The following is a 23,438-nucleotide window of genomic DNA, read 5'->3' on the forward strand; positions in this document are numbered from 1 at the left end:
ACTGGACTGATTCGGGTGTGCCCCGGCGCGTCTGCGCAGGATGCGGCGCGTCCGCACCTAGATTGTGGAGTGGCCCGGTGTAACCAGAGTGAAGAAAGGGAGAGCCATGCCGAACTCCGTCCTGTGGATCTGCCTCGTTGCGGTGTGGCTCTTCGTGTTGGTGCCGATGGTGATCAAGGGTCGCCCGCAGACCAAGAAGACCACCGAGGTCGCCAAGGCGACCCGTCTCCTCCATCGTGGTGGCACCCGAACCCGCAGCACCCGGCGGCGGCGCGCGGCCGGTGCACACCCGCACGATCCGAGCTACGTCGCCGAACGCACGACCGCTCGTCGCTCGGCGACCGCGGTTCTCGACGCCGAGGACGACGACACCGTGAATGACGACACCGTGGGTGGCGACGCCGAAGACCGGACTGCAGAAGCGGTTTCGTCGGTCGACTCCGATGCCGACGAGGTGCTCACCGGTGAGGTCGAGGCCGACGACGTCGACGATACCGAGGACGTGGTGGCCGAAAAGGTCACCATCACTCGTGTCGAGGTCGATGTCGTCGAGGTCGAGGTGGATCTGCTCGACGAGGACGACGACGCCGAACTCGACGACGAGTCGCAGTACCAGGACGCCGAACTCGAGGACGAGTACGGCGATGACGAGAACGCCGAGTACGACGATGACTACGACGAAGACGACGAGTATGACGACGAAGGCGCCGAGTACGAGGACGACCTCGACGGTGACTACGAGGATTCCGAATACGACGAGTATGACGATGACGATGAGGACTACGACGACGAAGTAGATCTCGAAGACGAGGTCGACGAAGAACTCGAAGGTCTCCGGAAGCGTCGGGAGGCAACACCTGCCGCGGCGGAGGAAACGGTTCCGGAGGTCAAGCAGGACAGGAAGTCTCGTCGTCGGAGCGCGTACACGATCGATGCGACCGGCGACGCGTTGCGCTACAAGGAGCGCCAGCGGGTCACCCTGGCGCTTGCGGCAATGGTCATTGCGGCCATCGTCTGCGGTGTGCTGTTCGGCCAATACGGCTGGATCGCCACCGGGGTGACGGGCGTGCTGTTCGTCGGATACCTGTTCTACTTGCGGCGAACCGTCAAGGCAGAGCAGCAGATTCGGGCCCAGCGCATCGCCCGCGCACGTCGTGCCGCGAAGGCCGACGCAGAGCGCGAGCGCCGCGAGATGCAGACGCCGGAGTTCGCTGCCGCCCCACCGCCGCCGCGGCTACGTCGTCCTGGTGGTGCGGTGGTCCTCGAGATCGACGACGAGGACCCGGTATTCGACCATCTGCCGCCGTTCCAGCGGCGTCGCGTCATGCGCGAGGACGAGGACTTCCGGCAGGCCGCGGCCGGCTGACATCCAGCGACTCCGGGTGCGCGACAATCCATTCGCGTCCCGATCGGACGGCGCGGCACAGCGCCAGCCGTTCCCCGATGTAGAGCGACGGCGCTCCCAGTAGCGGAACCCACGACAGTGTCGAGAACGGTCGGGGCGGCTGGGGGCGTCGACTCATCTGTGCGTCGACCTTGCGCAGGATCTGCGCGATGTCCCATAGCAGACCCAGCGCCGATCGCTTCGAGGTTGGGTTCTCCGGGCCGACCGGTGTCACCGAGGCCGGGAGCGCGTCATCGGGGAGGTCGCGGTCGCACAGCACCGACGCGAGCAGGCGGATCTGCCACGCGCGGTCGGTGACGCCGTACTCGCGGGCGATCGCGACGAGGACCGTGGCCTGATTGGCAAAGCCCAGCGGAGTTGCCAGGGGCAACACCTTGGCCCACGCGCCCAGCGCGCCGGGATAGGCCACGGCGATCGTGTTGACGGTGCCGAGCCGACTGATCCACCAGTCGGCGCGATCCTTCATCGACAGCTCCGTCCAGCCCTTGGTGCCCGGCCAGTCGGCGACGTCGAGCGCCTTGGCGACGGTGTGCTGGACTGCGGCGATCCCGGAATGGTCGCCCTCGTCGAAGGTGTGTGCCTTCAGGCCCAGCGGGTCCCGTTCGGCCAGCACGTCGAGGAGCGGATCGATCACCGCGATCGCTGCGTCCAACGCTCTTGCCAACTGCTCATTCGTCATCTCGGCCACGAGGTGCAGGATAGCGGCACGAGGTCACGACACGGTGTGACCTGGCGTTTGTGAGGTGCGCGGGCGGTGCTGCTAGAGTGTCAACGGTTGGTTTCCGGACCGGCACGGGGCTATGGCGCAGTTGGTAGCGCGACTCGTTCGCATCGAGTAGGTCAGGGGTTCGATTCCCCTTAGCTCCACTGAGATCTCGTTTGCAGGTCGGTCTGATTGTCGAAATGCGGCTCGGAGTCTGAGAGACTGAGGCATGACCACCGCGATCCCGCTCGATGCTGAGGCGATCGCTGGTGCGTGCGCGCGGTATGGCGTCAAGCGGTTACGAGTGTTCGGCTCGGTACTGACCAACCGCTTCGATCCGGGCCGTAGCGATGTCGATTTCCTGGTCGAGTTCAAGAGCGGCCGAGAGAACATGTTTCATGACTACTTCGACCTCAAATCGGCGCTTGAACAGATCGTAGGGCGCGATGTGGACCTCGTGGTGGCCAATGCGGTGAAGAATCCCTATGTCGCCAAGTCGATCTTCGACAGCGCTGAAGATGTCTACGCGGCCTGACAACAGCACAGCAGGATACATCTGGGACGCGTTGACCGCAGCGCGAAACGTTGGGCTGATCGTCGCCAATGTCCCGATTGAGCGTTACATCGGTGACTTGTTGGTGGAGTCTGCGACCGAACGTCAGATTGAGATCGTCGGGAAGGCCTTCGCAACCTTCGGCGGGTTGATGAGGACCTGGCTGCACGAATACCGCACGTACACAAGATTATTGGCATGCGTAACGTCCTTGTGCATGGGTATGCCCAGGTAGACAGTTCCATCGTGTGGACAGCAGCGACGGTGGACGTGTCGGACCTGATACCGGTACTGGAGGCACTGCTCAGCGAGTCAGAGAACGAGCTGGGGCAATAGACGACTTTCCCGGCGTCGCAGAGGCAAAACGAAGTCGGGGTGAGTGGCCAGGAGTAGCAAGTGAAGAATCCAGTCGCATCGAGTAGCTCTGCGCGAGACCCGTCATGTATGTGATCCGGGATCTCGGCGAGATGGTGGTCTGGCGGGATGGTGTCATTGTCAATCCTGGCGGCACCAAACCCCGGACGATTCTCGCGCTGCTGTGTGCTCACGCCGGAAGGCCGGTCCCCGCGTCAACGCTCATCGCCGAGGTGTGGGGCGCCGACGCCCCGGCAAAGACCCAGCGGGCGTTGGAATCGCAGATGTGGCGGTTGCGGAGAGCATTGGTACCCGAGGGCTTTCCGCCGGTGATCATCACCGAACGCGCCGGGTATCGGCTTGATCTCGATGAGGTGTCGGTGGATTCGATCGATTTCGAAACTGCCGGCGTCGCGGTGCTCAGCGGTGCTGTGGTGGACCCGTCGGCACTCGACGCGGTGCTCTCGACGTGGCGCGGCGAGCCGTTCACCACGGCTGCGCCCTCCCCAGGCCTCGATCAGGCCCGTCGGCAGCTGGACGTCGTCCGGACAGCGTTGCTGACCCGTCGTGCCGATCTGAGTGCTGAATCGGGTCGGCACCATCGGGCGATCGACGAGGCCCAAGCATTGATCACCCGGGACCCGCTCGACGAGCACGCGTGGGCGCTGAAGATCGCGGCCCTCGCCGCGACCGGCCAACGCGCCGAGGCGTTCACCGCGTACCGCGACGTTCGCGAACTCCTCGCGACCGAACTCGGCGTCACCCCGGGAGACGAAATTCGTGCGGCTCATCGCCACGCTCTCGGCCAGCACAATCGGAGCGTCAGACGGCTCCATCTGCCGTCGCAACACACGTCGTTCGTCGGGCGCGCAGCCGAACTCGCCGAGACCGTGCGGTTGCTCGAATCGGACCGCGCCGTCTCGCTCGATGGCATCCCGGGTGTCGGCAAGACGCGCCTGGCGCTGGAAGCGGCACGGCGCGTTGCCGATTCGTTCGACGACGGCGTGTGGTTCATCGACCGGAGCACCGACGCGGGCGTGGCCGAGACCGTCCTCACCACAATGCGAATCCAGCCCGCGGCAGATTCCACCGCAGGTCTCGATCAGGTGTGTGATCATCTGGCGACGATGTCAGTGCTACTTGTCCTCGACGGCCCCATGTCGTCCGAGGACGTCGACGTAGTCGACGCGATCCTGCAACGGTGCGCCGCAGTGACGATTCTCGGCTCAAGCGGACCAATGGGGGTACGGGGCGAGCGGGTGCTGACCGTGCACCCATTGACCGTCGACATCGGTCGCACCGGCGGCCCGTCACCCGCTCAGCAACTTCTCGTCGACCGTATCCGCGTTGCCCGTGGCGTCTTCGATCCCGACCCGCCGACCTCGACGATCTCGACCGGATCTGTACGGCGATGGGTGGATTGCCACTGGGTCTCGAACTCGCCGCGGCTCGGATGGCGACGTTCTCGGTGCGGGAAGTGGCCGACCAATTCGGAAGTGCGGTCCCCGAGCCGATCGACCGCGCTTTCCGGCTGGCCTACGAGTCCCTGGATGTCGGCCTGGCGTGCCTGTATCTCCGCCTCACCGCTCTGCGCAGTCCGTTCACCTCGGAGCTGGCCGAAGCCGTGTGCGGCGCCGACGTCGCCGATGATCTGGCTGAACTCTGTCGCCGATCATTGTTGTGGCCCATCCGCGGAGACCGACTCCGGCCGACCCGATTCACCATTCTCGACACGATCGCCGAGCACGCTCGAGTACTCGACTGACCAGCTGCACTCGAGGCGGTACGACGACGAGACCACGCAGTCACCGCGCTTCTGGCCACGACTCCGATGCACAGCACCATGTCGTCGGCGCGAGACCTCGCCCGCGTCGACAATGATGTCTCCACGGTGCTCGCCTTTCTCGAGTCCGTCGTGAGCGACCCCGCTCGCCTCGACACCCACATCGACCTGATCGAACAGCTCGGCCCGTACTGGTACCTCTGCCGACGTCTCGCCGCCGGTATCCGCTTGCTCCGCATCGCATCCGAAACCTGTTCGCGGGGCGGGTGTTCGGCGCGTACGAGCGCGATGGTGACTGCCTGTCTCAGTGCAGCGTCGGCATTCAGTCAGCAGACTGCCGAAGCCCACCGGCATCTGACCGCGTTGTCACCCGATGACCTCGACGCGGCGATCGTCGTGGACGACCAGGACCCCGACGTCGGCTGCCGGCGCTTCGCGTTTCTCGCCCTGGCGAGTTGGACAGGTGACGACCATGCCCTGGCCGGCATCTTCGCGCAGCGGGCTTGGGACGCACTGGTCACGGGTTCTCGCGAGGCAGCCATCGTGACCGCAACCAAGGCACTGTGCGAGCTGACGGCCGGCAACGTGGCGGAAGGCACACACCATGCCCACACCGCACTCGCGCTCGGAGCCGAACTGGGCGATCCACTGGCCATCCATCTCGCGGCCGTGATGCTGGGCATCCGAGCTCTGCTCAACGGCGACACCCGCATGGGACTTCGCTGGAATGACCAGGCGTTTCACGCGTACCTCGACGCCGGGGGCGTTCAGATCTGTGACACGGTCGAACAGCGCGGCAACCACCTGGCCGCGGCCGGTGAAGTGAACCGCGCCGGCCGGGCGTTCGCGGTCGCACGCACCTACGCGCTGGACGCGGGCATGGAGTGGCCGCGTCATCCGTTCACGCACGACGCCATCCGCCGGTGCCGCGACGACGAGAACACGGCCTTCGACCAGGGGTGGCGCGCAGGTACTGCCGATGCGCGAGACGCACTCGTCATGGGTGATCACGAGCGCTTCGCCGGCATGTGAGCGTTTTGTGAGGACCGCACGGTCTTCTTGTCACATCACGACCAGGGTCGACGGACCTCGTGATCCGACAACCACCATGGAGGTACTCATGACACAGCACCTGGCGATGTCCGACGAAGAGTTTGACGGACAGTTCAGTCGCACACTGCAGGCCGCGGCCGTCGGCGCCGCCGATCTCGGCGAAGCCCACGCCACCGCTGACCTGATCGGCGGGAGGTACAACACGCAACGCTGGTACACGCACTGGATGGCCCGCGCCGAATCGGTGCGGGAATCCGCCGAGACAGCACACGTCACCGGCCACCTCGTCACCGCCCATCAGTCCTACCTTCGTGCCAGTGAGTACTACCGGCAGGCGTACTACTTCCTTCGCGCCGATCTCGATGATCAGCGGTTGCACGACGCTTATCACGCGCACTGCGACACCTTCCGTCACGCCATGGAACTGTTGCCGCACACCTCGGTGCCCATCGTCGCCGACGAGCTCGCGATTCCGTACGCCGACAGTCGGTCCACGGTCGGCGGCCGCACCGGCATTCACGCCTGGCTCTTCCGGCCGGTGACCGACCCGAATCGACTTTCTCCGACCATCGTGATGCCCTGCGGATACGACTCCACTGCCGAATCGGGATGGGTCTTCGCCCAAGGCGCGCTCGCGCGTGGGTACAACGTTCTCAGCGTGGAAGGACCAGGCCAGGGAGCGTCACTCTATCTGCACCGCATCTTCTTTCGACCGGACTACGAGCACGTCCTATCGCCGATCGTCGACTGGCTGATCGCCGCACCAGGCGTCGACCCCCAACGGATCGTCGCCATGGGCCGTTCCTTCGCCGGGTATCTCATCCCACGTGCGGTGGCCTCCGAGCCCCGCATCGTCGCGATGATCTGCGACCCCGCCCAACCCGACATGGGGGCGAAGATCCCCGGTGGCTGGAAGGGCCGTATCGCGGCACCGCTCATGACGGCCCTGAGCCGGGTCAGCCGGAAACGGGCCGACTTCTTCGGTGCACGCATGGCATTCCATGGAGTGCGCACCATTGCCGACTACCTCGCGGAACTCACGACCTACACGATGACCGATCGAGCCGCCGACATCGGTTGTCCCACAATGATCATCGAGTCTCCCGGAGATCCTGTCGGTGGGCACGGTGCGGAGCTCTACAATGCACTGGCAGTCGAACACAAGATGATATGCACGCCCGTGGCGGGTACCGGCATCTCCGGACACTGCGGCGGCGTGGGGCAGAAGGCTTGGGACGCGGTCGTTTACGACTGGCTGGACGACTGTCTCGCAGGCGTCGATTCGGCAACCGTCGGCGTGTCCGGATCACCACGATGATCTGTGAACCGTCCTCGACCGGGAGCCTGGTGTGGGCCGGTTCATGACGTCAAGGGTTCCTGACATCACCAAGGTCGTCGTGATCGAGCCGCACCACGACCCCACGGTCCCCATCCACTCGCACTCGGTCACCGGTCCGGAGCAGGTGAGTGCCGACCAGGGTGTTCACGACGCAGGGTAAGCCGTATTCGCGGGCGACCACGGCACCGTGGGAGACCGAACTCCCGATGTCGGTGACCAGAGCGGCGATCACGGTGAAGTACGGCGTCCATCCGACGTCGGTGACCGGCGCGACGAGGATCTCCCCGGGCCGGATATCGCGCGCCTCACCGATCGTTTTCGCCACTCGCACTGTGCCTTCCACGACGCCCCTGCTCGCTGGTCGACCCACGATCCGGTCGTCGGCGATGTCACGCTCGGCGACGGTCAGGCGCGGGGACGGCCGCCCGACCGAGACGTCGTCGAATTCGAGAGAGTCCTGAAATGACAACGCCTCTCGTCGTCGAATGGCGCTCTGTACGAGGTCGGTGATGTCGTCGGCGTCGACGACCCGCCGCAACTCGGTCCGATCGAAGAAGAAGACGAGATCGGCGTCGGGGAGCCGACCGCTCTCGGCGAGCACCTCGCCGAGATGGCGGTAGCCCCGCTTGAGTTGGTGGGCCATCAACGCCATCCGCGATTTCGTCTCCTCGCGTCCACGCGCGCCGCCCTGCGCCAGGCGTGCCAGGAGGCGCATCGTCGACGACGAGTGCTCGGGTGTCGGGGCGCGGCTCGGCTCCCGACCGCGCTGCTCGGTCGCCGATCGCACCATGACCTGCATCATCGTTCCCAGCCCGGCGGGATCGTCGGCCCAGGACGGGTCGCGCATGCACAGTTCCCGGTATCCGCGATGGCCGTGGCGCTCCAAGAACTTCCGCAAGGCGACTCCCGCGTCCCCGGGCGCCGCGCGCAATGCGGTGACCGCGTCATCCGTTGCTGCGGAGAGGAATTCGTCGGCGATGGCTGTGTCGGCCGCAATCTTCTGCACGACCGCATCGAGTTCGCCGAGCATCTCTGCGCTCTCGACCCCCGACGCCCCCGCCATGAGACGGGCGGCCTGAGCTTTGCCCTCGTCCTCATCACGGCCGTCGGTGACCGCCTGGCGAACCATCACGCTCTCGAGGACATTGGCCGCGACGGCCGCGCGTGACGACGAACGGACGTGCGTGAGCGTGAAGTCGCAGTACAACTCCACACCGTCGTCCAACTGCCGCAGCACGACTCGTGGGTCCAAGCTGGTCGGAACCCGGAAACCGGCGATGTCAGAAGGCATCCGGCGGATCGCCGGCCCCACCGTCAGCGCATGGGTGGTCAGCCTGATCGTGTTGCCGAGCTTGCGCAAGAATGGTTGTGCCGGTTTCGGTTGCAGCTCGTCGACCACGCGGCCGCAGATCGAGGTCGAGAACTGTTCCAGCGAGTTCCCCAGAATCCCGGAACTCAGCGCCGTGCCCTCGGTGAGGTTGAGGAACATGTGGCCGTAGAAGTATCCGACCTGCAGCCACGGCGTGTGGTAACCCTCCTGTGCCCGCGCGACGACCTGAATCGTCTGCATCGCATAGTCGATCGCGAATCCGGACACCGACGCGGTCAACGGGCAGAACGCGCCCGGCATCATCTCGCCGATGTTGCACCGCGTGTACACGTGGTCGGCGCCGGCGACGGGGGAGTCCATCTCGTTGAGATCGCCCGGCAAGGTGGTGATCGGTCGGGCCTGCAACCACCAGAGGTCGCCCGACCGGTCGATGGCCCATTCGAGGTCCATCGGTGTGCCCCATTCGTGCGCCGCGCGCAGCGCACCCGCCCTGATCAGGTCGATCTCCTGCGGTGACAAGACCGGAGCGGCAACGTATTCCGCGACCACCGGTGCACCCTCCTCGTCGAGGACGAGGTGATCGGGAGCCGAGGTTCCGTCGACCAGCGCCTCACCGAGTCCGGCGACGGCATCGATCACCATGAGGTCGCGGCGACCCGACGCTGGATCTGCGGTGAACACCACTCCGGCGGCGCGCGAGTCGACCATTCGCTGGACGACCAGATTCATGGTCGCCGCGGTGTGACCGCTGTAGGCGGACGCGCGCGCGGAGTGCACCGAGGCGGCGCACGTGTGGATGGCCTCGGTCAAGGCGTCGATGGAGTCGACGCCGAGCACGGTGTCGTATTGGCCGGCGAAGGACTGTTCGCTCCCGTCCTCCCCGGCCGCGGAGGACCGCACGGCCACCGGAGTCGTTCCGGCGGCGGCCATCTCGCCGAACCTGGCCATCACGCGGTCGAGAGATCCGTCCACCGGGGCATCCGCGACCACGAAACCGACCGGGACGGGCAGCCCCAGAGCGCGCAGACGCGCGAGGCCGGCGGCTTTGCCGCCGTACCGGTCGTCGGTGATGTCGTCGAACTCGACGGTGGCCGCTGTCATCGCGAACCACCCAGCGCATCAACGATTTCGGCGAGTGCCTCGACGGCGATCGGGCCTGGCTGGTAGAGACAGATGCTGTCGGAGACACCGTCGACGCGGTCGCGGATGTGCGCGGCGATCTCGGCCGGCGTCCCACATGCCGCGATGGTGTGCAGCATCTCGTCGTCGATGAGCGCCGCCATCTCCTGCCAACGCCCTTGTTTGGACATCGCGTTGAGTTCGGGCTGCAGGTCGCCCCATCCGTGCGCGTCGAGCACAGGTCGGTATGCGGGGGTGGAACCGTAGAAGGCCAGCAACATTCGCGTCGAGGTGTGGTCATCGTCGTGGCCGGAGGCGACCGACACGATGATCTCGGGGATCACCGTGAAGTCGTCCGCTGCTCGCCCGGCTTTGGCAAGCCCGTCGCGTACTGCGGGCAGTGTCGTTCCGTGTAGGAAGCGTTTGGACCCGAACGGCATCACCAACAGACCGTCGGCCACCTCGGCCGTCACACGGGTGAGCCGAGGACCCAACGCGCCCAGATAGATCGGCGGCGGCCCATACGGATTGGGGCCGGGGTTGAACGTCGGGGTCATCAGCGTGTGGCGATGGTACTCACCGCGGAAGTACAATCGTTCGCCGTCGTTCCACGTCGCGAAGATCGCACGCAATGCACCGACCATCTCCGTCATGCGCTCGACCGGCCGATCGAACTCGGTACCGTAGCGTTTCTCGATCTGTGCGCGCACCTGGGTGCCGAGCCCCAGGATGAACCGTCCCTTGCTGAGCAATTGCAGGTCATTTGCCTGGTGGGCGAGTTGAATCGGGTTGCGCGGGAAAGCAATCGCGACGTTGGACATGAGGTCGAGTCCGTCGACCGACGAGGCCAGCACCAGGGGAGTGAACACATCGAACGGTCCCTCGAAGGTGAAGACGCCGGACGCGCCGGCCTCCTTGAGGAGCTTGGCCCGGTCCACGGCGTCGGTGGGTCCGAAGAGTGCAGTCATGATCTTCATGGGGTTCCCTACTTCGCCACGTCGGTCCAGTCGGAGAAGCCCGACGGATGGTGTGGGCCGATGATGCCGTGCTCGAACAGGCCTGCGCCGCGGTGTTGTCGGCCGTTGGCTTCGGTGCACATCGCACTCCCGACGTGATCGATGAGGCTGAAGGGTGCGCGGGCCATCACCTGCTCGTCCGTCAGATCGAAGGTGACGCGTTCGGCGAATGACCCTTCTTTCCACGTGCCGTGCGCCCACGTCGAATCGCCACCGTATCCCGACCCGAAGGCGATGGGCGCGAACAACTTCGACTCGACGTCGAGGGAGATCTGCTCGCCCGCGCGATTGAGGAACTCGATGTGCGCGCCGTGCGGAATCCTGGTCCCGGCGGTGTAGTGGATGGTGACCCGTACGCCGTCGAGTTGCTCGATTCGCCCATCGCGCCACCGACGGGTGCAGTCGTAGAGACTACGGTGACCGTCGGGGTCCTCCTGCAGGATGAGGAACAGGACGAAGTCGTCGAACGCCAAGGGCAGGTAGAGCCACCACATTCCGCGGAAAGCGGTGTCGGGACGTCCGGGCGGTTCCGGCTCACCGACCGGCCGGATACCCCACGACCGGTCGCGGCTCGCCACACTGGTGTCGTGCTCGACGGTCAGTCGTTCCCCGTCGACGTCAATCCATCCCTCCCAGGAACCCACCTGGGCAAAGCGGCACGCCTGCAACGTCACTCGCCGCTCGGTGAGCATGGTGTGCGGCTTCTCCAGCGCTGCCGGGAACAGTCCACGCCAGGTGAGGTCGGCGGCGATGCCCTCGGTCTCTGCGAGGGTCAGATGCATCTCCTGCAGCGGCTCGACGACGTCGAGGCGATATCCGTTGACGTTCTGGTGGAGTCGGTCGTCGTCGATCGCGTCGCTCAGATGAACAGCGGTCTGGGTGTCGCCGCGGCGGACGACGAAGTAGGCGTCCTTGACGCCCAGACGCGGGTAGTAGCCGATGCCGGTCAAGGCCATGAAACGGCCTTGCCGGTCGAGCACGTTGAAGTACGAGCGATCGTAGAAGTTCCGGTCGGAGGTGGCCGGCCAGGTGATCGGGGCCGGTGTCTGATGGATCGGATACTCGTCGAGTGGGCTCAGCTCCACCGAAACTCCCTATCAATACGATGCACATTGCATTGGAACTAGACTGTGATCCATGACACCAGATCGCCAAGGCGATAACAAGAGGTCGACGCCGGCGGGGCGGCCCCGCGATGGCCGGATCGACGCCGCGATCATCGCCGCCACCCGCGAGCTGATTCTCGAGACCGGCTATCCCGCGCTGTCGTTGTCGGCGATTGCCGCACGTGCCGGAACGACCACGGCAGCCATCTACCGGCGATGGTCGGGTAAGGCACAGTTGGTCCACGAGGCGGTGTTGTCGGCGGAGGTCTTGACGCCACCGACGGGGTCCGGGGACGTCCGACAGGACATCCGCGCGCTCGTCGAGATCGTGCGCTCGATGTTCAACCGGCCAGAGGTGCGGGTGGCGCTACCCGGGCTGATTGCCGACACCGTGGCGTCGCCTGAGGTGCACAACCAGATGATCGCCAGGCTGGCCGGCGACCTCACCGCCTTCGAGTCCCGCTTCGGTCAGGAACGTCGCGACGACGATCGACTGCCGATGCTCGCCGAGGTCGTCGCGGGCACCGCGATCTTCCGCATCCTCATTCGCAGCGATGCCGCGCTCGACGACGCCTGGGTCGACGAGATGGTCGAGCTGATCACCGAACGGTGGCCGAGCGACGGCGAGAGGTCGTAACCTGGCTCCATGGGACGCGGGAGCGGGCACGGAGGCTGGCGTGATCGGCTCAGCAAGCTGATCCCGCGACGTGAGAAGCGCGCCTATCACTCGACAAGTGGTGGGTACTCACCGATCGCGCCTCGCAACGAGGATGGGGAGCGCGGACCGATCATGCCCTTCAATGGCAACGGCTGGGGCCGCTGAAGACCCGAAAACCCTTGTCCGACAACTGTTTCGACGCGATACTCGACGTGGGCTGATTGATCGGTCGACTCGGGTTCGCGGCCGGCGGCCCAGCCGGATGCAAATATGGTTGACGCAGACACGCCGTGGCGAACCAAGGATTCGCGGCGTGTCGCGGCGGATCGGTGGGATCTGTATTCGTATCGGCGGGACTCGACCAGATTCCCCGACCGGTGGTGGCGGCACGCGGGGGCCGCGAACGATCGAGTGAACACCCAAGCGCGCGATCAGGATTCGCAAGCCACTCCGTCGCCGTCGCGGTCGAGTCCGGATCGGTAGCCGGGGTCTCCCACATGCAGCGGCGCTGCTCCGGCGGCGCGTGCCTGGGCGCAATTGCTGTAGTAGACGCTCGATCCCTCGTCGGTGGTCGGCGCCGCCGGCGCATCGGTGGTCGGGGTCGTCGTTTGGGGGATGAGCCCGCGCGCCACGGTCGGGCCGCCCGTTGGCTCGCTGGTGGTGGGCGCCGGCGTGGTGGTGCTCGCGACGGCGGAGGCGGTGGTGGTCTCGGTCATCGTCGCGGTGACCGTACTGACCACGGTCCGCGTCGCTGGAGCGGCCGCCTTGTCGCTGCCGTGCATGGCCGATCCGACCCCGCACGAGAACAACATGAGTATCAGGACCGTGATGATCCCCAGCCCGATCGCCAACGGACGCTTCTTGCGGCTGGGAGGGACCGGCAAAGGGGGTGGTGGACCGAATGGCGCTGTCACTGGTGGGGCCTCCTTTGCGCAGAGGAAGTCGCGGGCTGAGAGCATGTGAAGGAGAAGCGAGCGACAATTGTGTCGATTGTGCGCTCGAATCGACCGTGCTCGGTATCCGTTGACCGGACGAACCGGCCCATTCGGTGAAAGGCAAGAATTCTCTCGCTGCCGCCCTCCGACTGCGGTATCGCCCGCCGACTGCGATATTGTCCGACGTCGGGAACCGTCGATCGAGGAGTACTCAATGAAGATCAGCTTCCGCAGCCTCGTGGCCGCGGCCACCGTGTCCGTAGCGCTTGTCGCGGGTTCTGCATTGGGCGCACCCGCGGCGTCGGCGGCACCGACCGGAGAAGCGCTGGCCGCCAAGCAGGCTCTCGACGCGATCACCCCGCACCCCCAGGACGCGGCGAGTGTGATCGACGGAATCGGCGCGGCGAACGCCGTTCTGAAGAAGCTGGGCATCACCCCGTTCACCCCGACCATCGGTGCCTGCACCGACTTCACCTTCCCATCTGCGCTCGGCGGGGCGATTGCGGGGCCGTATACGCCGGGCTTGGGCAATTTGACCTTTCCTGTCGTCGGTGACATCAACGCCGTCCGGAAGGGTGAGGTCCTCTACGGCTTCGTTCCGGTCGGCACGTTCAACGACTCCGGCAACAAGTCGGGAATGCAGGTGGCGTGGTTCAACGTCAACACCTTCCAAGGCGGGTTGGGGGCGCCGATGAGCGGCTTGGCCGAAACTCTCGTCAACGCCGTGGCAAAGCGACTTCAGGCCGCCGGGGTTCCGGAGGCGCAAACCGTGGCAAACAAGGCGCTCGCCTCGGTGGTGAACGCACTGCCGTCCAACGGCGTACGCGGCGGCCTGGTCGACACCGGTTCGGGAACTGTGCTCTCGGCGATCTACGGCACCGTCAACAAGGGCAACGCGACGTGCTATTTCTTTCCGTCGCTGGGTATCGCCACCGCCCGCTGATTTCGACGGGCGGACTTACCCACTCTCGCGATTCACGAAAGTGATGGAAATCTTCATCTTGCCGAATTCGGTGAGCTGTGGTTGGGTTTCTCGTGGGCATGATGGCGAATGCCGGAGTGCGCGATCAGTGGGCCGGTCGGTGGTCTTGCAGTAGGGGGCATCATCGACGCGGAATGTGCCGGACCAGCGGGGGGTGAGGTCTGGAGGCGAACCCGCCGAAACCGACATTCTGCCGACGTCGAACCGGGATAATCGGGCGATGTCACGGCCCCAGAGAACGGCGGTCGTGGTCCGTAGCGCCTACGGAACCACGACCGTCGAATGGTTCTGATATACACCATCGGCACGATTCTCGTCACGCGTGCCTATCTTCAGCTCACCGGCTATCCGCAGATCGGTGGCGGCACATTACACATCGCGCATGCGCTGTGGGGTGGAGCGCTGATGATGATCGCGCTGATCGTCGGGTGGCTGTTTCTCGGTGCCACCGTTCGCCTTGCTGCGGTTGCCCTCGGCGGCATCGGATTCGGGCTGTTCCTCGACGAGGTCGGCAAATTCGTCACCAAGAACAACGATTACTTCTACGGACCGTCGGCGGAGATCATGTACATCCTCGTCGTGGTCGTGCTGCTGATCAGCAGGGTGGTCCGAGATCTCGCGAAACCGACCGTGGCCGAGGCGCTTGCGAACGCCGCGTCGATCGCCGCCGACGGGGTGAGTCATGGTTTGCCGCCCCGTCGACGTACACAGGCACAGTGGTTTCTCGCCTATGCCGCCGATCGAGGTGGCGACCCGACGCAGATCGCCACGATCCGAGAGTTGCTGTCCACCAGCGCCACCGGTCCCGACCGGCTCGTGGCGTTGCGGGCTCGGGCCGTGCGGTTGATTCCCGGGTTCGCGCGCAGTCCGCGCTGGGTGACGGTGTTCGGCGCCCTGTTGGTGATCACCTCGTTGTGGGCGACCGTGCTCGGGGCGTGGCAACTGTTCGTCGGACACGTCGACAGCGGCGAACTCCACCTGTACCTCGAACTCAGTCGAAACCGGCACGCCGCATGGATTCTGTTCATCAGTGGCATTGCGACGGCGCTGATCTCGATACCGGGAATGATCGCCCGCCGACGCACCGAACGGGCCTGGCCGCTCCGTCTGCTGCCACTCGCCGCGCTGATCTTCACGCTGAGCAATGCGCTGGTCGACTTCGCGCTCGAGGGATTCGGCGCCCTGAGTAACCTCGCCGTCGGCCTCGTCGCACTGGCGGTGATGAATTACCACCTCTCGGCTCGGATGTCGGCCGAGGTCGGCGAATATGGGGTCGGCGAGAAGGGGGTCGGGGAACTGGGGGTCGGGGAACTGGGGGTCGGGGACGTACGGGTCTGAGAGTGTGTGACGGGCTCTCAGCGATACATGCGAACCAGGGGGCAGGTGAACGGATCGCGTTCGCCGAGCCCTACCTGGTTGAGGTATCGGACGACGATGGCGTAGGAGTCGATCAGCGACGTCTCGGTGTAGGTGACCGAGTGGCGCGCGCAATGCGCCTGCACGAGCGGTCGGACCTTGGCGAGGTTGGGGCGCGGCATGCTGGGGAAGAGGTGATGCTCGATCTGATAGTTCAGGCCACCCATCATGAAGTCGATGATCCGCCCGCCGCGGATGTTGCGTGACATGAGTACCTGCCGGCGCAGAAAATCGACACGTACATCCTTGGGTACCAACGGCATACCTTTGTGGTTGGGGGCGAAGGCGCCGCCGAGCAGAACGCCGAACACGGCCATCTGGAGCAGAACGAACACGACGGCCTGGGCCGTCGTCATCACCACGAAGGGCAGGACGGTCGCCAGGCCGAGCCGGACCACGATGAGTGATAGCTCCAATACTCGATGCGGCACAGGTGCTTTGGATGTGAGTCCTTGGATACTGGCCACGTGCAGGGCGGCGCCCTCAAGGGTCAACAACGGAAAGAAGAACCAGCCCTGGCGACGTGTGAGCCACGCGGCGATGCCCGACCGCTGCGCCGCGACGTCGGGAACGAAGGCGATGGGGCCGTCGACGATGTCGGGATCGGTCCCGATCTGGTTGGGCGCCTTGTGATGACGATTGTGTTTGCCGCGCCACCAGTGCAGCGAGAGTCCCGCGCCCAGCGCCGCCACGATGCGAGCCGTCCACTCGTTGGCCGCAGCCGAGGCGAACATCTGACGATGGGCACCGTCGTGCCCGAGGAAACCGAACTGGGTACTGACCACTGCGAGCAGCACGGCGAGTGCCGGTTGCCACCACGACTCACCCAGGAGGAGAACCATCGTCCAGAGTGCGCAGAAACTCGCCGATGTGGCGACGACCCGGACCAGATAGTAGTTGCGGCGACGGTCGAGAAGGCCGGAGGCGCGAACCTCGGCGGCCAACTCCGTGTAAGAACTCACGAATTCGTTGCGGGGGGCCGAGATTTCTCGGGTGGGGGACACAAGTGCCTCGATCTGTGGTGCTGCGCGACGGCAGTGGAAGTGGTCGGGCTGACGTGTTGTGCGAGAGCAGAAGTCGGCCACCGGCCCGATCGGCGGGGTGGACGCGTCGCGTGGCATCGACTGTGCGGCGATCTGAGCCGTCGGCGTCGTGCGACGCCACACTGAGTGAGATGTTCGTGCGGCCGGGTCGCGCGGTGTGCGCGGGCTACCAGGTCGACTCTACAGCAGGCGGCGCAATCGCAGGAGAAGACCGCCGACGGCGGAGTCGAAATCTCTACGACGGCGGAGGTGATGAAGCGTGGCCGACCGGGGTCGGCGGGCCGGCTATCGGCCGGATCGGCGACCACTCGAATCGCGTGCCGAATCCGCGGCCCGGCGCTCTGCGGTGTCGGAGAACACGAGCTGGAAAGACATCGGATTCTGTGTCAGATCGTCTGTCTGGGAGGGGTTTTCGTTTTGATGTGAAAAGAGGTTGTGGTCCATCGGGGTCCTCGATGTCTGTGGGTGACGCCGTTCGTCAGGGTATTTGCGAGAATCCGTCATCGTTGAGGATCTCTCACGGGTGACGATCCACACCGGCCGTCGGTGATGAGCGAGGCGAGTGTGTGGCCGCATCGCGCGGTGTGCGCGGGCTACGGGTTCGACCCTACAGCAGCAGACGGCGAGCGGCAGGCGACAGGCCGGTGGAAGGGCGCGGGTAATGGGCTCGGTGGACGGAGCCCGGATACGGCTCGGCCCCGACACCGAATCGGTGCCGGGGCCGAGAGGCCGTAGCGAGACTCTTACAGAGCGCTCACGTTGGTGGCCTGAAGTCCTTTGGCGCCCTGCTCGACGTCGAATTCGACGCGCTGGGCTTCCTCGAGGGTGCGATATCCGTTCCCGGTGATCGCAGAGAAGTGGACGAAGACGTCCTCACCCTGCTCATCGGGGGCGATGAAGCCGAAGCCCTTTTCGCCGTTGAACCACTTGACGGTTCCCTGTGCCATCCTGCTACTTCTTCCTGTTGCTTTGGGACGTCGATGCGACGACCCGTAACCAGGGTCTCATACTTTTCGTCGATACCTGACATCGGAGGGTCCGCGTACGCTTTCGCCATGACTGCAACCCGCGTTCCCGCGAAGTTCGAATCGATGTTCGGCGACGTCGGGATCGACCCCACCTTCGAAGCGGTCGCCGATGAGTCCGGAGTGGGCGTCGATGACGCGCGCGGCGTCCTGACCGGCGCAATCGATGATGCGGAGACGGTCCAGAAGATCGCCGACACCCTGTGCGTTGTCCCCGAGGCGCTCGCCGACCTGATCGCGGATCGGTAGCCGACACACCGACGAGTCCGTCGCCGATTTCGGCGATCACCCAATCCGTCGCCCAAGCGCTTGCTAGGTTGCTCGCATGAGATTCCGGGGGATCGTCGTCGTCATCGGTGTGCTCGCCGCCGCACTCACGCTGCTCCTCGGCTCGGGTGGCGGAATTGCCCGAGCCGATCTGCCGGTGACCTACAACTTCCTCGGCGGTATCCCCGACGAGCTCGCCCACCCGGGCGGCTCCCTACCCGGCTCCAACGATTTCGGCTGTAAGCCGTCGCCGGCGCATCCGGAGCCGGTCGTGCTCGTGCACGGCACGGGTGGCTCACAGCAAACCAACTGGGGCACCTACGTGCCGCTGCTCAAGAACCAGGGATATTGCGTCTTCGCACTGACCTACGGAGCAATCGACGGAGCGCCGTGGCCGGTGAGCGCGGTGGGCGGCATGAAGCCGATGGAGTCGAGCGCGGCGCAGCTCGCCACCTACGTCGACAAGGTCCTCGCGGCCACCGGGGCCCGCAAGGTCGACATCGTCGGCCACTCCCAGGGCACGGTCATCCCGGACTACTACGCGAAATTCCTCGGTGGAGCGAACAAGATCGACAAGTACGTCTCGCTGGCACCGCTGTGGCAGGGAACCAATGTCGGCGGCGCCGCCGTCTTGATGCCTCTGCTGCGTGGGCTCGGGTTGACCGACGCACAATTCCCGCTGTGTCAGGCCTGCGCCCAATTCGATCCGACATCACCGTTTCTGACCAAGCTGCGCGCCGGTGGCGTGTATCTGCCCAACATCACCTACACCAATATCAGCACGCGTTTCGACGAACTCGTCGTCCCGTATACCTCCGGGCAGCTTCCCGGTGGCGCGAATGTCCACAACATCGTTGTGCAACAAGGATGTTCGGTGGACTACACCGAGCATGCGGGTCTCGCCGGTTCACGTCGGGCGGCGTATTTCGTGCTCAACGCGCTCGACCCGACTCACCCGAAACCGGTGCCCTGTGACCGGGCCGCGCCGATCACGGGAAGTGCGTTCTAGGTCTTACCAAGGCCCGCCCGCACTCACGCCACGCCGAGCGCGCGCAGTCCCGCGGCGCTCGCGGCGGCGAGTACCACGACCACCACGATCGGCGCTTTACACAGTGCGGCAACGACTCCGACGGCCACACCGGCCGGACGCGCCCACCCCACCACTTCGTGGCCGGAGTAGAGGGCTCCGGTGAGGGCCACCGACACGAGCAGCACGACGGCGGCGCGGTCCATGAGTGCGGCGGCGCGCGCCGACACCTGGATGCGGTTACGCAACGCCGGGCCGGCGATGCGCAGCAGGTAGGTGCCGATCGCGAGAACCGCGACGCCGACGATGATTCCGGTGGAGTGACTCATGACGTGCCCGCCTCCGGACACTCGTCCTCGGCCACGGTTGCCGACGTCCGGGAACGGTGGCGGACGGTCGCCAGCACCCCGACCAGTGCGACGAGCACGGGCAGCCCGGCCGGCACGAACGGCGTCGCCGCCAATGCCGCGGCGCCACCGATGAGCGCGGCCGCCAGCGTCGCGCGATCACGCAGAGCGGGTAGCGCCAGCGCGGCCAACAGGGCGGGGAACGCCGCGTCGAGTCCGAGCGACTCGGGTGAGGCGACGAGCGATCCGAGCGCGGCACCCAGCGCCGCACCGAGCGGCCAGCATACGAGAATGCCTGTGCCGCAGAGGAAGAACACCGCACGCCCACGTCGGCGGTCGGTCTCGGCGGTGGCCAGGGCGGCGGTCTCGTCGTTGATCAGGTGTGCGCCGACGACCATCGGAATCCCGCGGTCGAGATGGCGACCGACGGCCAAGCCGTAACCGAGGTTGCGGGTGTTCACGAGCAGTCCGGCGGCGGCGCCGAGCAGCGGAGCGCCGCCTGCGGCGAGGACGGCGACGAAGACGAACTCCGACGACCCGGCCAGGACGACGGTCGCGATGATCACCAATTGCCACCACGCGAATCCGGCGCTGTGCCCGGAGACGCCGTAGGACATGCCGATCACCATCACCGACAGACACATCACCGCGACGGCGCGGATGGTGGCGCTGTCCAGGTCGCGCCACGGCCGGTGAAGCCTCCCGGCCGAGAGAGTCGTACTGTCTGGCGAACGCATGGCCACTATGATGAACACATGGCTCTCGTACGTCAAGGAGAACGATCGTTCGACGAAGCGAACACCGGGTCCGAGGGTGCCTCGGCGTCGGTCGATCCGAAGAAGCTCGTCGCCGCCGGACTCAAGCGCGAGCGCACCCGCGCCGGCCTGTCGCTCGGCGAGCTCGCGCGTCAGGCCGGGGTCAGCAAGTCCACCTTGTCCCAGCTCGAATCCGGCGTCGGGAATCCGAGTGTGGAGACGATGTGGGCGCTCAGTACGGCGCTCGGAATCCAGTTCTCGGCGCTGCTCGACGCCCCGGAACGCAGGGTCGAGGTGGTGCGTGCGGGGGAGGGGCCGGTCATCGCGGCCGCCGACGCCGACTATCTGACGACGCTGCTGTCGGCGGCACCGCCCGGTTCACGTCGTGACATCTATCTGATCCGGGCCGAACCGGGTGCGCCGCGACGATCAGCTCCGCACGCACGCGGCGTCGTCGAGCACGTGGTGCTCAGCGCCGGCCGGGCATTGATCGGGCCGACCGACAATCCCGTCGAGCTCGCACCCGGCGACTACATCGGCTATCCGGGCGACGTCGAGCACATCTTCGACGCGCTCGAGCCGGGCACGGCGGCGGTGCTCGTCAGCGAATCGCTGTAAGAAGTCAGGACGTCATTGTCTGACTGCGCGCCGCGGCGAGCCGCCGGTTGAGCCCGAGCGCCAGCCACGGCTTGGCGCCCCAGGCGAAGGCGCGGCCGCCCAACAACGCCGACCCGGGCGAGAAGCGGCCGTGCGCGGCGAGCACGACGGTCTCGGCGTCGATGCTGATGAAGACGTCCGGGTGCGGCGGGTCGGTGGGGTCGATCTCCAGACGGCCCTCGACGAACCGATAGATGATCCGCTCGGAGGTGCGGCGGATGCGGATGTCGTAGGTGGCGTTGTGGCCGCAGCAGTGATGCGAGTCGGCCCACGGGCGCAGCAACTGATGGCCACCTCGTGTCACCAGCGGAGCGATTGCCGGATCGATCTCCCACTGCTCGCCGACGGCACGAGCGATGTCCCGGCCCCGCACGGCCATTTCTCCGATGAGGATTCCCAGTGCGGTATCCGAGCGCACGCGTTGACGTCCGCCGATGCGCATCATCGGTACGCGTGCCCCGAAATGCGACACCGTGTCGAGGAGTTCGTCGAGGTCGGCGAGGAAGCGCTCGCTCAGGGTGCACGTGTCCCGGGTGGGGAGGTTGGCGATCTGCTTGGCGTAGATATCGGCCAAAAAGCTTGGATGGCAGGGCCATTCGTCTTTGCCATGCACCAGGTCGAGGTAGCGGGAGGGTTCGCAGGCGATGTGGCCGACGCAGTCGGCCAGTGACCATCCCCGCCGGGATGCGACGCGCGCATCAGGGGTGTCGACGTCACGGACGAGTCCGGCGAAACGCTCGCCTATCGTTCGTGCCGCGTCGATGTAGTCGAAACGAGAGATCGTTCCGCGCATGCTCACCCCCATTCGCGCCGACGACGTTACTCGGCGGTGGGGAGATGCGCAGCAGGCGATTCACAGGCAAAAGTCAAAGGACGCCAAATCGTGACCGTTCCCGGTTTCCGGGGACATTCCGTCCACGAAAACGTGAGAGCTGTCCACAAATTCGTGGGGATCAGCTGCGGCCGAGTCGGGATAAAATCCCTCGCCGCGAGCCTCCCGCGGGGGTGAGCACGCCGCTCTCGAGGTCGTCGACGAGTGACCCGACCGTCTCCGCGGAGTCGGTCTTGTTGGTGCCGATGAACCCCGACGGCCCACGCTTGATCCATCCCGTGACGTACATGCCGGGCATCGCGTCTCCGGTCGATGAGTCGGCGATGACGCGTCCACCGGAATGGGGCACCACGCCCGCGGCATCATCGAAGGGCAGTCCGGGCACGGGACGGCCCCGGTACCCGATCGACGTCAACACCAGCCCGGCGTCGAGGACCTCGCAGGTGCCGTCGGGGCGGCCGGTGACCACCCCGTTGGCGCGGCCGTCGACGACGCGGATCTCGCGTGGCGCACGGCCGAACGCGAAACGGATGTGCGCAACCGTCGGGGTCGGGCGGGCAGCGATCTCGCCGAGCACCTCGAGTTTGGCGCGAGCGGTCGGATCGGTCGTGCACGCTGGGTCGGGGACGTCGTCGGCGTCGATGGTCACCGGGATGCCGCCGTCGACGAGCCCGACGAGTTCGGGCAGGGTGAACGCCGCGTGTTCGGCGCCGCGACGGCCGACCACCGTCACCCGGCTCACCGCGGATGAGCGCAACGCCGCGAGCGCACGGGCAGCGATGGAGGTACCGGCGAGATCGCCGGGATCGCGGACGAGGATGCGCGCCACATCGAGGGCGACATTGCCGGTACCGATCACCACCGCCTCGGGAGATGACAGGTCGACGTCGAGGTCGGCGAAATCGGGATGATCGTTGTACCACCCGACGAAGGAGGTCGCGCTGGTCACGCCGCGGGCGTCGGCGCCGCCAATCTGCAGACGCCGATCGGTGGGCGCGCCGCCCGCCCAGATCACCGCGGTGTGCCGGGCCCGGAGGTCTTCGAGGGTGAGGTCGCGGCCGATCTCGGTGTTCAGCCGGATCTCCAGACGCGGGTGGCCCGCGACATCGTCGAACAGGCGCATGACGGTGCGGGTGGACTCGTGGTCGGGTGCCACGCCGAAGCGCGCCAGTCCGAACGGCCGATCGAGCCGCTCGTACATCGTGACGCTCACCTGTGGATACCGCAGCAGATCGTCGGCGGCGTACATCGCCGACGGCCCCGATCCGACGATGCCGACCGATACTTTCCCGGCCACCGCGAGCGCATCGGGGTGGCTGATCGGCGCGAGCGGCAACCGGCGGCCCGGATCGACAGGGAATCGGGCTTCGGTCAGCCCGATCCGCGAGCCAGCGGCACCCGAGGTGGTGCCGGCGTACATCGACGCGTTGATGTCGATGAACCGTTCCTGGCCGTCGGTGAGACGATGCGACGCCGTGATCGCGCCGACCGGGCACGCGGTGACGCAGGCTCCGCAATCGACGCAGGTGTTGGGGTCGATGTAGAGCATCTCGGCGATACCGAAATCGGGCTCGTCGGGCGTCGGATGGATACAGTTCACCGGGCACGCGTACACACACGACGCGTCGCCGCAGCAAGCCTGGGTGACTACATGGGGCATGGGATGGGCGATCTCTTGCTTCTACGGAAGGGACCGGACGCTTGCTACGCCGGTGATCGGCGACCGAGGGATG

Annotated in this window: 22 protein-coding genes, 1 tRNA gene and 2 pseudogenes; 14 read left to right on the plus strand and 11 right to left on the minus strand. The window is 66.0% G+C overall.

From position 1 onward, the window contains the following. Positions 1-106: 106 nt before the first annotated feature. Complete coding sequence (gene glpR / locus P3L18_RS12375; protein WP_276114200.1) at positions 107-1,366, plus strand: gephyrin-like molybdotransferase receptor GlpR; 1,260 nt, start codon at positions 107-109, stop codon at positions 1,364-1,366. On the opposite strand, the gene P3L18_RS12380 is transcribed toward glpR, so the two are convergent. Beyond that, complete coding sequence (locus tag P3L18_RS12380; protein WP_276114201.1) at positions 1,323-2,093, minus strand: hypothetical protein; 771 nt, start codon at positions 2,091-2,093, stop codon at positions 1,323-1,325. The two genes, glpR and P3L18_RS12380, sit on opposite strands and share 44 nt — an antisense overlap. Before the next feature lie 106 nt (positions 2,094-2,199). Between P3L18_RS12380 and P3L18_RS12385 the strand changes: the two genes are divergently transcribed. From P3L18_RS12385 to P3L18_RS12410, 6 genes and pseudogenes are all read left to right on the plus strand, one after another. Next, positions 2,200-2,272 (plus strand) — tRNA-Ala (locus P3L18_RS12385). 65 nt (positions 2,273-2,337) lie between these two features. Beyond that, positions 2,338-2,643: a nucleotidyltransferase domain-containing protein gene (locus P3L18_RS12390; RefSeq protein ID WP_276114202.1), complete on the plus strand. Its 306-nt coding sequence runs from the start codon at positions 2,338-2,340 to the stop codon at positions 2,641-2,643. A gap of 485 nt (positions 2,644-3,128) precedes the next feature. Next, positions 3,129-3,752: pseudogene (locus P3L18_RS12395) on the plus strand (BTAD domain-containing putative transcriptional regulator); the annotation flags it as partial. Positions 3,753-4,426: 674 nt separating this feature from the next. Beyond that, entirely contained in the window at positions 4,427-4,780 is a 354-nt protein-coding gene (locus P3L18_RS12400; RefSeq protein WP_276114312.1) for a hypothetical protein, read from the plus strand. A 66-nt stretch (positions 4,781-4,846) separates the two neighbouring features. Next, positions 4,847-5,830: a hypothetical protein gene (locus P3L18_RS12405; protein WP_276114313.1), complete on the plus strand. Its 984-nt coding sequence runs from the start codon at positions 4,847-4,849 to the stop codon at positions 5,828-5,830. An 88-nt stretch (positions 5,831-5,918) separates the two neighbouring features. Continuing rightward, the gene (locus P3L18_RS12410; protein ID WP_276114203.1) at positions 5,919-7,169 is read left to right on the plus strand and encodes a CocE/NonD family hydrolase; all 1,251 of its coding nucleotides are present in this window, start codon (positions 5,919-5,921) and stop codon (positions 7,167-7,169) included. 49 nt (positions 7,170-7,218) lie between these two features. Here P3L18_RS12410 and P3L18_RS12415 read toward each other — a convergent pair whose 3' ends face one another. The 3 genes from P3L18_RS12415 to P3L18_RS12425 are packed head-to-tail and all read right to left on the minus strand — an operon-like array spanning position 7,219 to position 11,740. After that, positions 7,219-9,621, minus strand: a complete 2,403-nt coding sequence (locus tag P3L18_RS12415; RefSeq protein WP_276114204.1) for a PEP/pyruvate-binding domain-containing protein — start codon at positions 9,619-9,621, stop codon at positions 7,219-7,221. After that, complete coding sequence (locus tag P3L18_RS12420) at positions 9,618-10,616, minus strand: TIGR03617 family F420-dependent LLM class oxidoreductase (protein ID WP_006369607.1); 999 nt, start codon at positions 10,614-10,616, stop codon at positions 9,618-9,620. Before P3L18_RS12420 ends, P3L18_RS12415 begins: the two co-directional genes overlap by 4 nt. An 8-nt stretch (positions 10,617-10,624) precedes the next feature. After that, complete coding sequence (locus P3L18_RS12425) at positions 10,625-11,740, minus strand: hypothetical protein (protein WP_276114206.1); 1,116 nt, start codon at positions 11,738-11,740, stop codon at positions 10,625-10,627. 52 nt (positions 11,741-11,792) lie between these two features. Between P3L18_RS12425 and P3L18_RS12430 the strand changes: the two genes are divergently transcribed. Continuing rightward, on the plus strand, positions 11,793-12,398 hold the full coding sequence (locus P3L18_RS12430; RefSeq protein ID WP_006369605.1) for a TetR-like C-terminal domain-containing protein: 606 nt from the start codon (positions 11,793-11,795) through the stop codon (positions 12,396-12,398). A 9-nt stretch (positions 12,399-12,407) separates the two neighbouring features. Beyond that, complete coding sequence (locus P3L18_RS12435; protein WP_168436299.1) at positions 12,408-12,584, plus strand: hypothetical protein; 177 nt, start codon at positions 12,408-12,410, stop codon at positions 12,582-12,584. 266 nt (positions 12,585-12,850) lie between these two features. On the opposite strand, the gene P3L18_RS12440 is transcribed toward P3L18_RS12435, so the two are convergent. Then, a complete protein-coding gene (locus P3L18_RS12440) occupies positions 12,851-13,333 on the minus strand; it encodes an excalibur calcium-binding domain-containing protein (RefSeq protein WP_006369604.1) in 483 nt (160 codons plus the stop codon). A gap of 235 nt (positions 13,334-13,568) precedes the next feature. Here P3L18_RS12440 and P3L18_RS12445 point away from each other — a divergent pair, with 235 nt between their 5' ends. Both P3L18_RS12445 and P3L18_RS12450 read left to right on the plus strand, forming a co-directional pair. Beyond that, positions 13,569-14,297 (plus strand): hypothetical protein, encoded by a 729-nt coding sequence (locus tag P3L18_RS12445; protein ID WP_006369603.1) that lies wholly within the window; start codon positions 13,569-13,571, stop codon positions 14,295-14,297. Between the two features lie 259 nt (positions 14,298-14,556). Next, positions 14,557-15,674 (plus strand): annotated as a pseudogene (locus tag P3L18_RS12450) (hypothetical protein). A gap of 17 nt (positions 15,675-15,691) precedes the next feature. Here the strand turns inward: P3L18_RS12450 and P3L18_RS12455 are convergent. Together P3L18_RS12455 and P3L18_RS12460 are read right to left on the minus strand one after the other, a co-directional pair. After that, on the minus strand, positions 15,692-16,756 hold the full coding sequence (locus P3L18_RS12455; protein ID WP_035727689.1) for an acyl-CoA desaturase: 1,065 nt from the start codon (positions 16,754-16,756) through the stop codon (positions 15,692-15,694). A gap of 782 nt (positions 16,757-17,538) precedes the next feature. Then, positions 17,539-17,742, minus strand: coding sequence for a cold-shock protein (locus tag P3L18_RS12460; protein WP_006369600.1), 204 nt, complete (start codon positions 17,740-17,742; stop codon positions 17,539-17,541). A gap of 108 nt (positions 17,743-17,850) precedes the next feature. Here P3L18_RS12460 and P3L18_RS12465 point away from each other — a divergent pair, with 108 nt between their 5' ends. Then, a complete protein-coding gene (locus tag P3L18_RS12465) occupies positions 17,851-18,069 on the plus strand; it encodes a hypothetical protein (protein ID WP_035727666.1) in 219 nt (72 codons plus the stop codon). A 76-nt stretch (positions 18,070-18,145) separates the two neighbouring features. Next, complete coding sequence (locus P3L18_RS12470; RefSeq protein WP_276114207.1) at positions 18,146-19,096, plus strand: alpha/beta fold hydrolase; 951 nt, start codon at positions 18,146-18,148, stop codon at positions 19,094-19,096. A 23-nt stretch (positions 19,097-19,119) separates the two neighbouring features. On the opposite strand, the gene P3L18_RS12475 is transcribed toward P3L18_RS12470, so the two are convergent. Together P3L18_RS12475 and P3L18_RS12480 are read right to left on the minus strand one after the other, a co-directional pair. Next, positions 19,120-19,443, minus strand: coding sequence for an AzlD domain-containing protein (locus tag P3L18_RS12475; RefSeq protein ID WP_020172073.1), 324 nt, complete (start codon positions 19,441-19,443; stop codon positions 19,120-19,122). Beyond that, positions 19,440-20,198 (minus strand): AzlC family ABC transporter permease, encoded by a 759-nt coding sequence (locus P3L18_RS12480; RefSeq protein WP_276114208.1) that lies wholly within the window; start codon positions 20,196-20,198, stop codon positions 19,440-19,442. The genes P3L18_RS12475 and P3L18_RS12480 overlap by 4 nt, the downstream gene beginning before the upstream one ends. 18 nt (positions 20,199-20,216) lie before the next feature. Here P3L18_RS12480 and P3L18_RS12485 point away from each other — a divergent pair, with 18 nt between their 5' ends. Then, positions 20,217-20,834, plus strand: a complete 618-nt coding sequence (locus P3L18_RS12485) for a helix-turn-helix domain-containing protein (RefSeq protein ID WP_276114209.1) — start codon at positions 20,217-20,219, stop codon at positions 20,832-20,834. Between the two features lie 4 nt (positions 20,835-20,838). Here the strand turns inward: P3L18_RS12485 and P3L18_RS12490 are convergent, their stop codons facing one another. Beyond that, positions 20,839-21,666: a maleylpyruvate isomerase N-terminal domain-containing protein gene (locus P3L18_RS12490; protein ID WP_276114210.1), complete on the minus strand. Its 828-nt coding sequence runs from the start codon at positions 21,664-21,666 to the stop codon at positions 20,839-20,841. Positions 21,667-21,826: 160 nt separating this feature from the next. Then, the gene (locus P3L18_RS12495) at positions 21,827-23,365 is read right to left on the minus strand and encodes a 4Fe-4S binding protein (protein ID WP_276114211.1); all 1,539 of its coding nucleotides are present in this window, start codon (positions 23,363-23,365) and stop codon (positions 21,827-21,829) included. Positions 23,366-23,438: the final 73 nt, after the last annotated feature.

The sequence above is a fragment of the Gordonia sp. N1V genome (genome assembly GCF_029269935.1).
GTDB classification, from domain to species: domain Bacteria; phylum Actinomycetota; class Actinomycetes; order Mycobacteriales; family Mycobacteriaceae; genus Gordonia; species Gordonia polyisoprenivorans.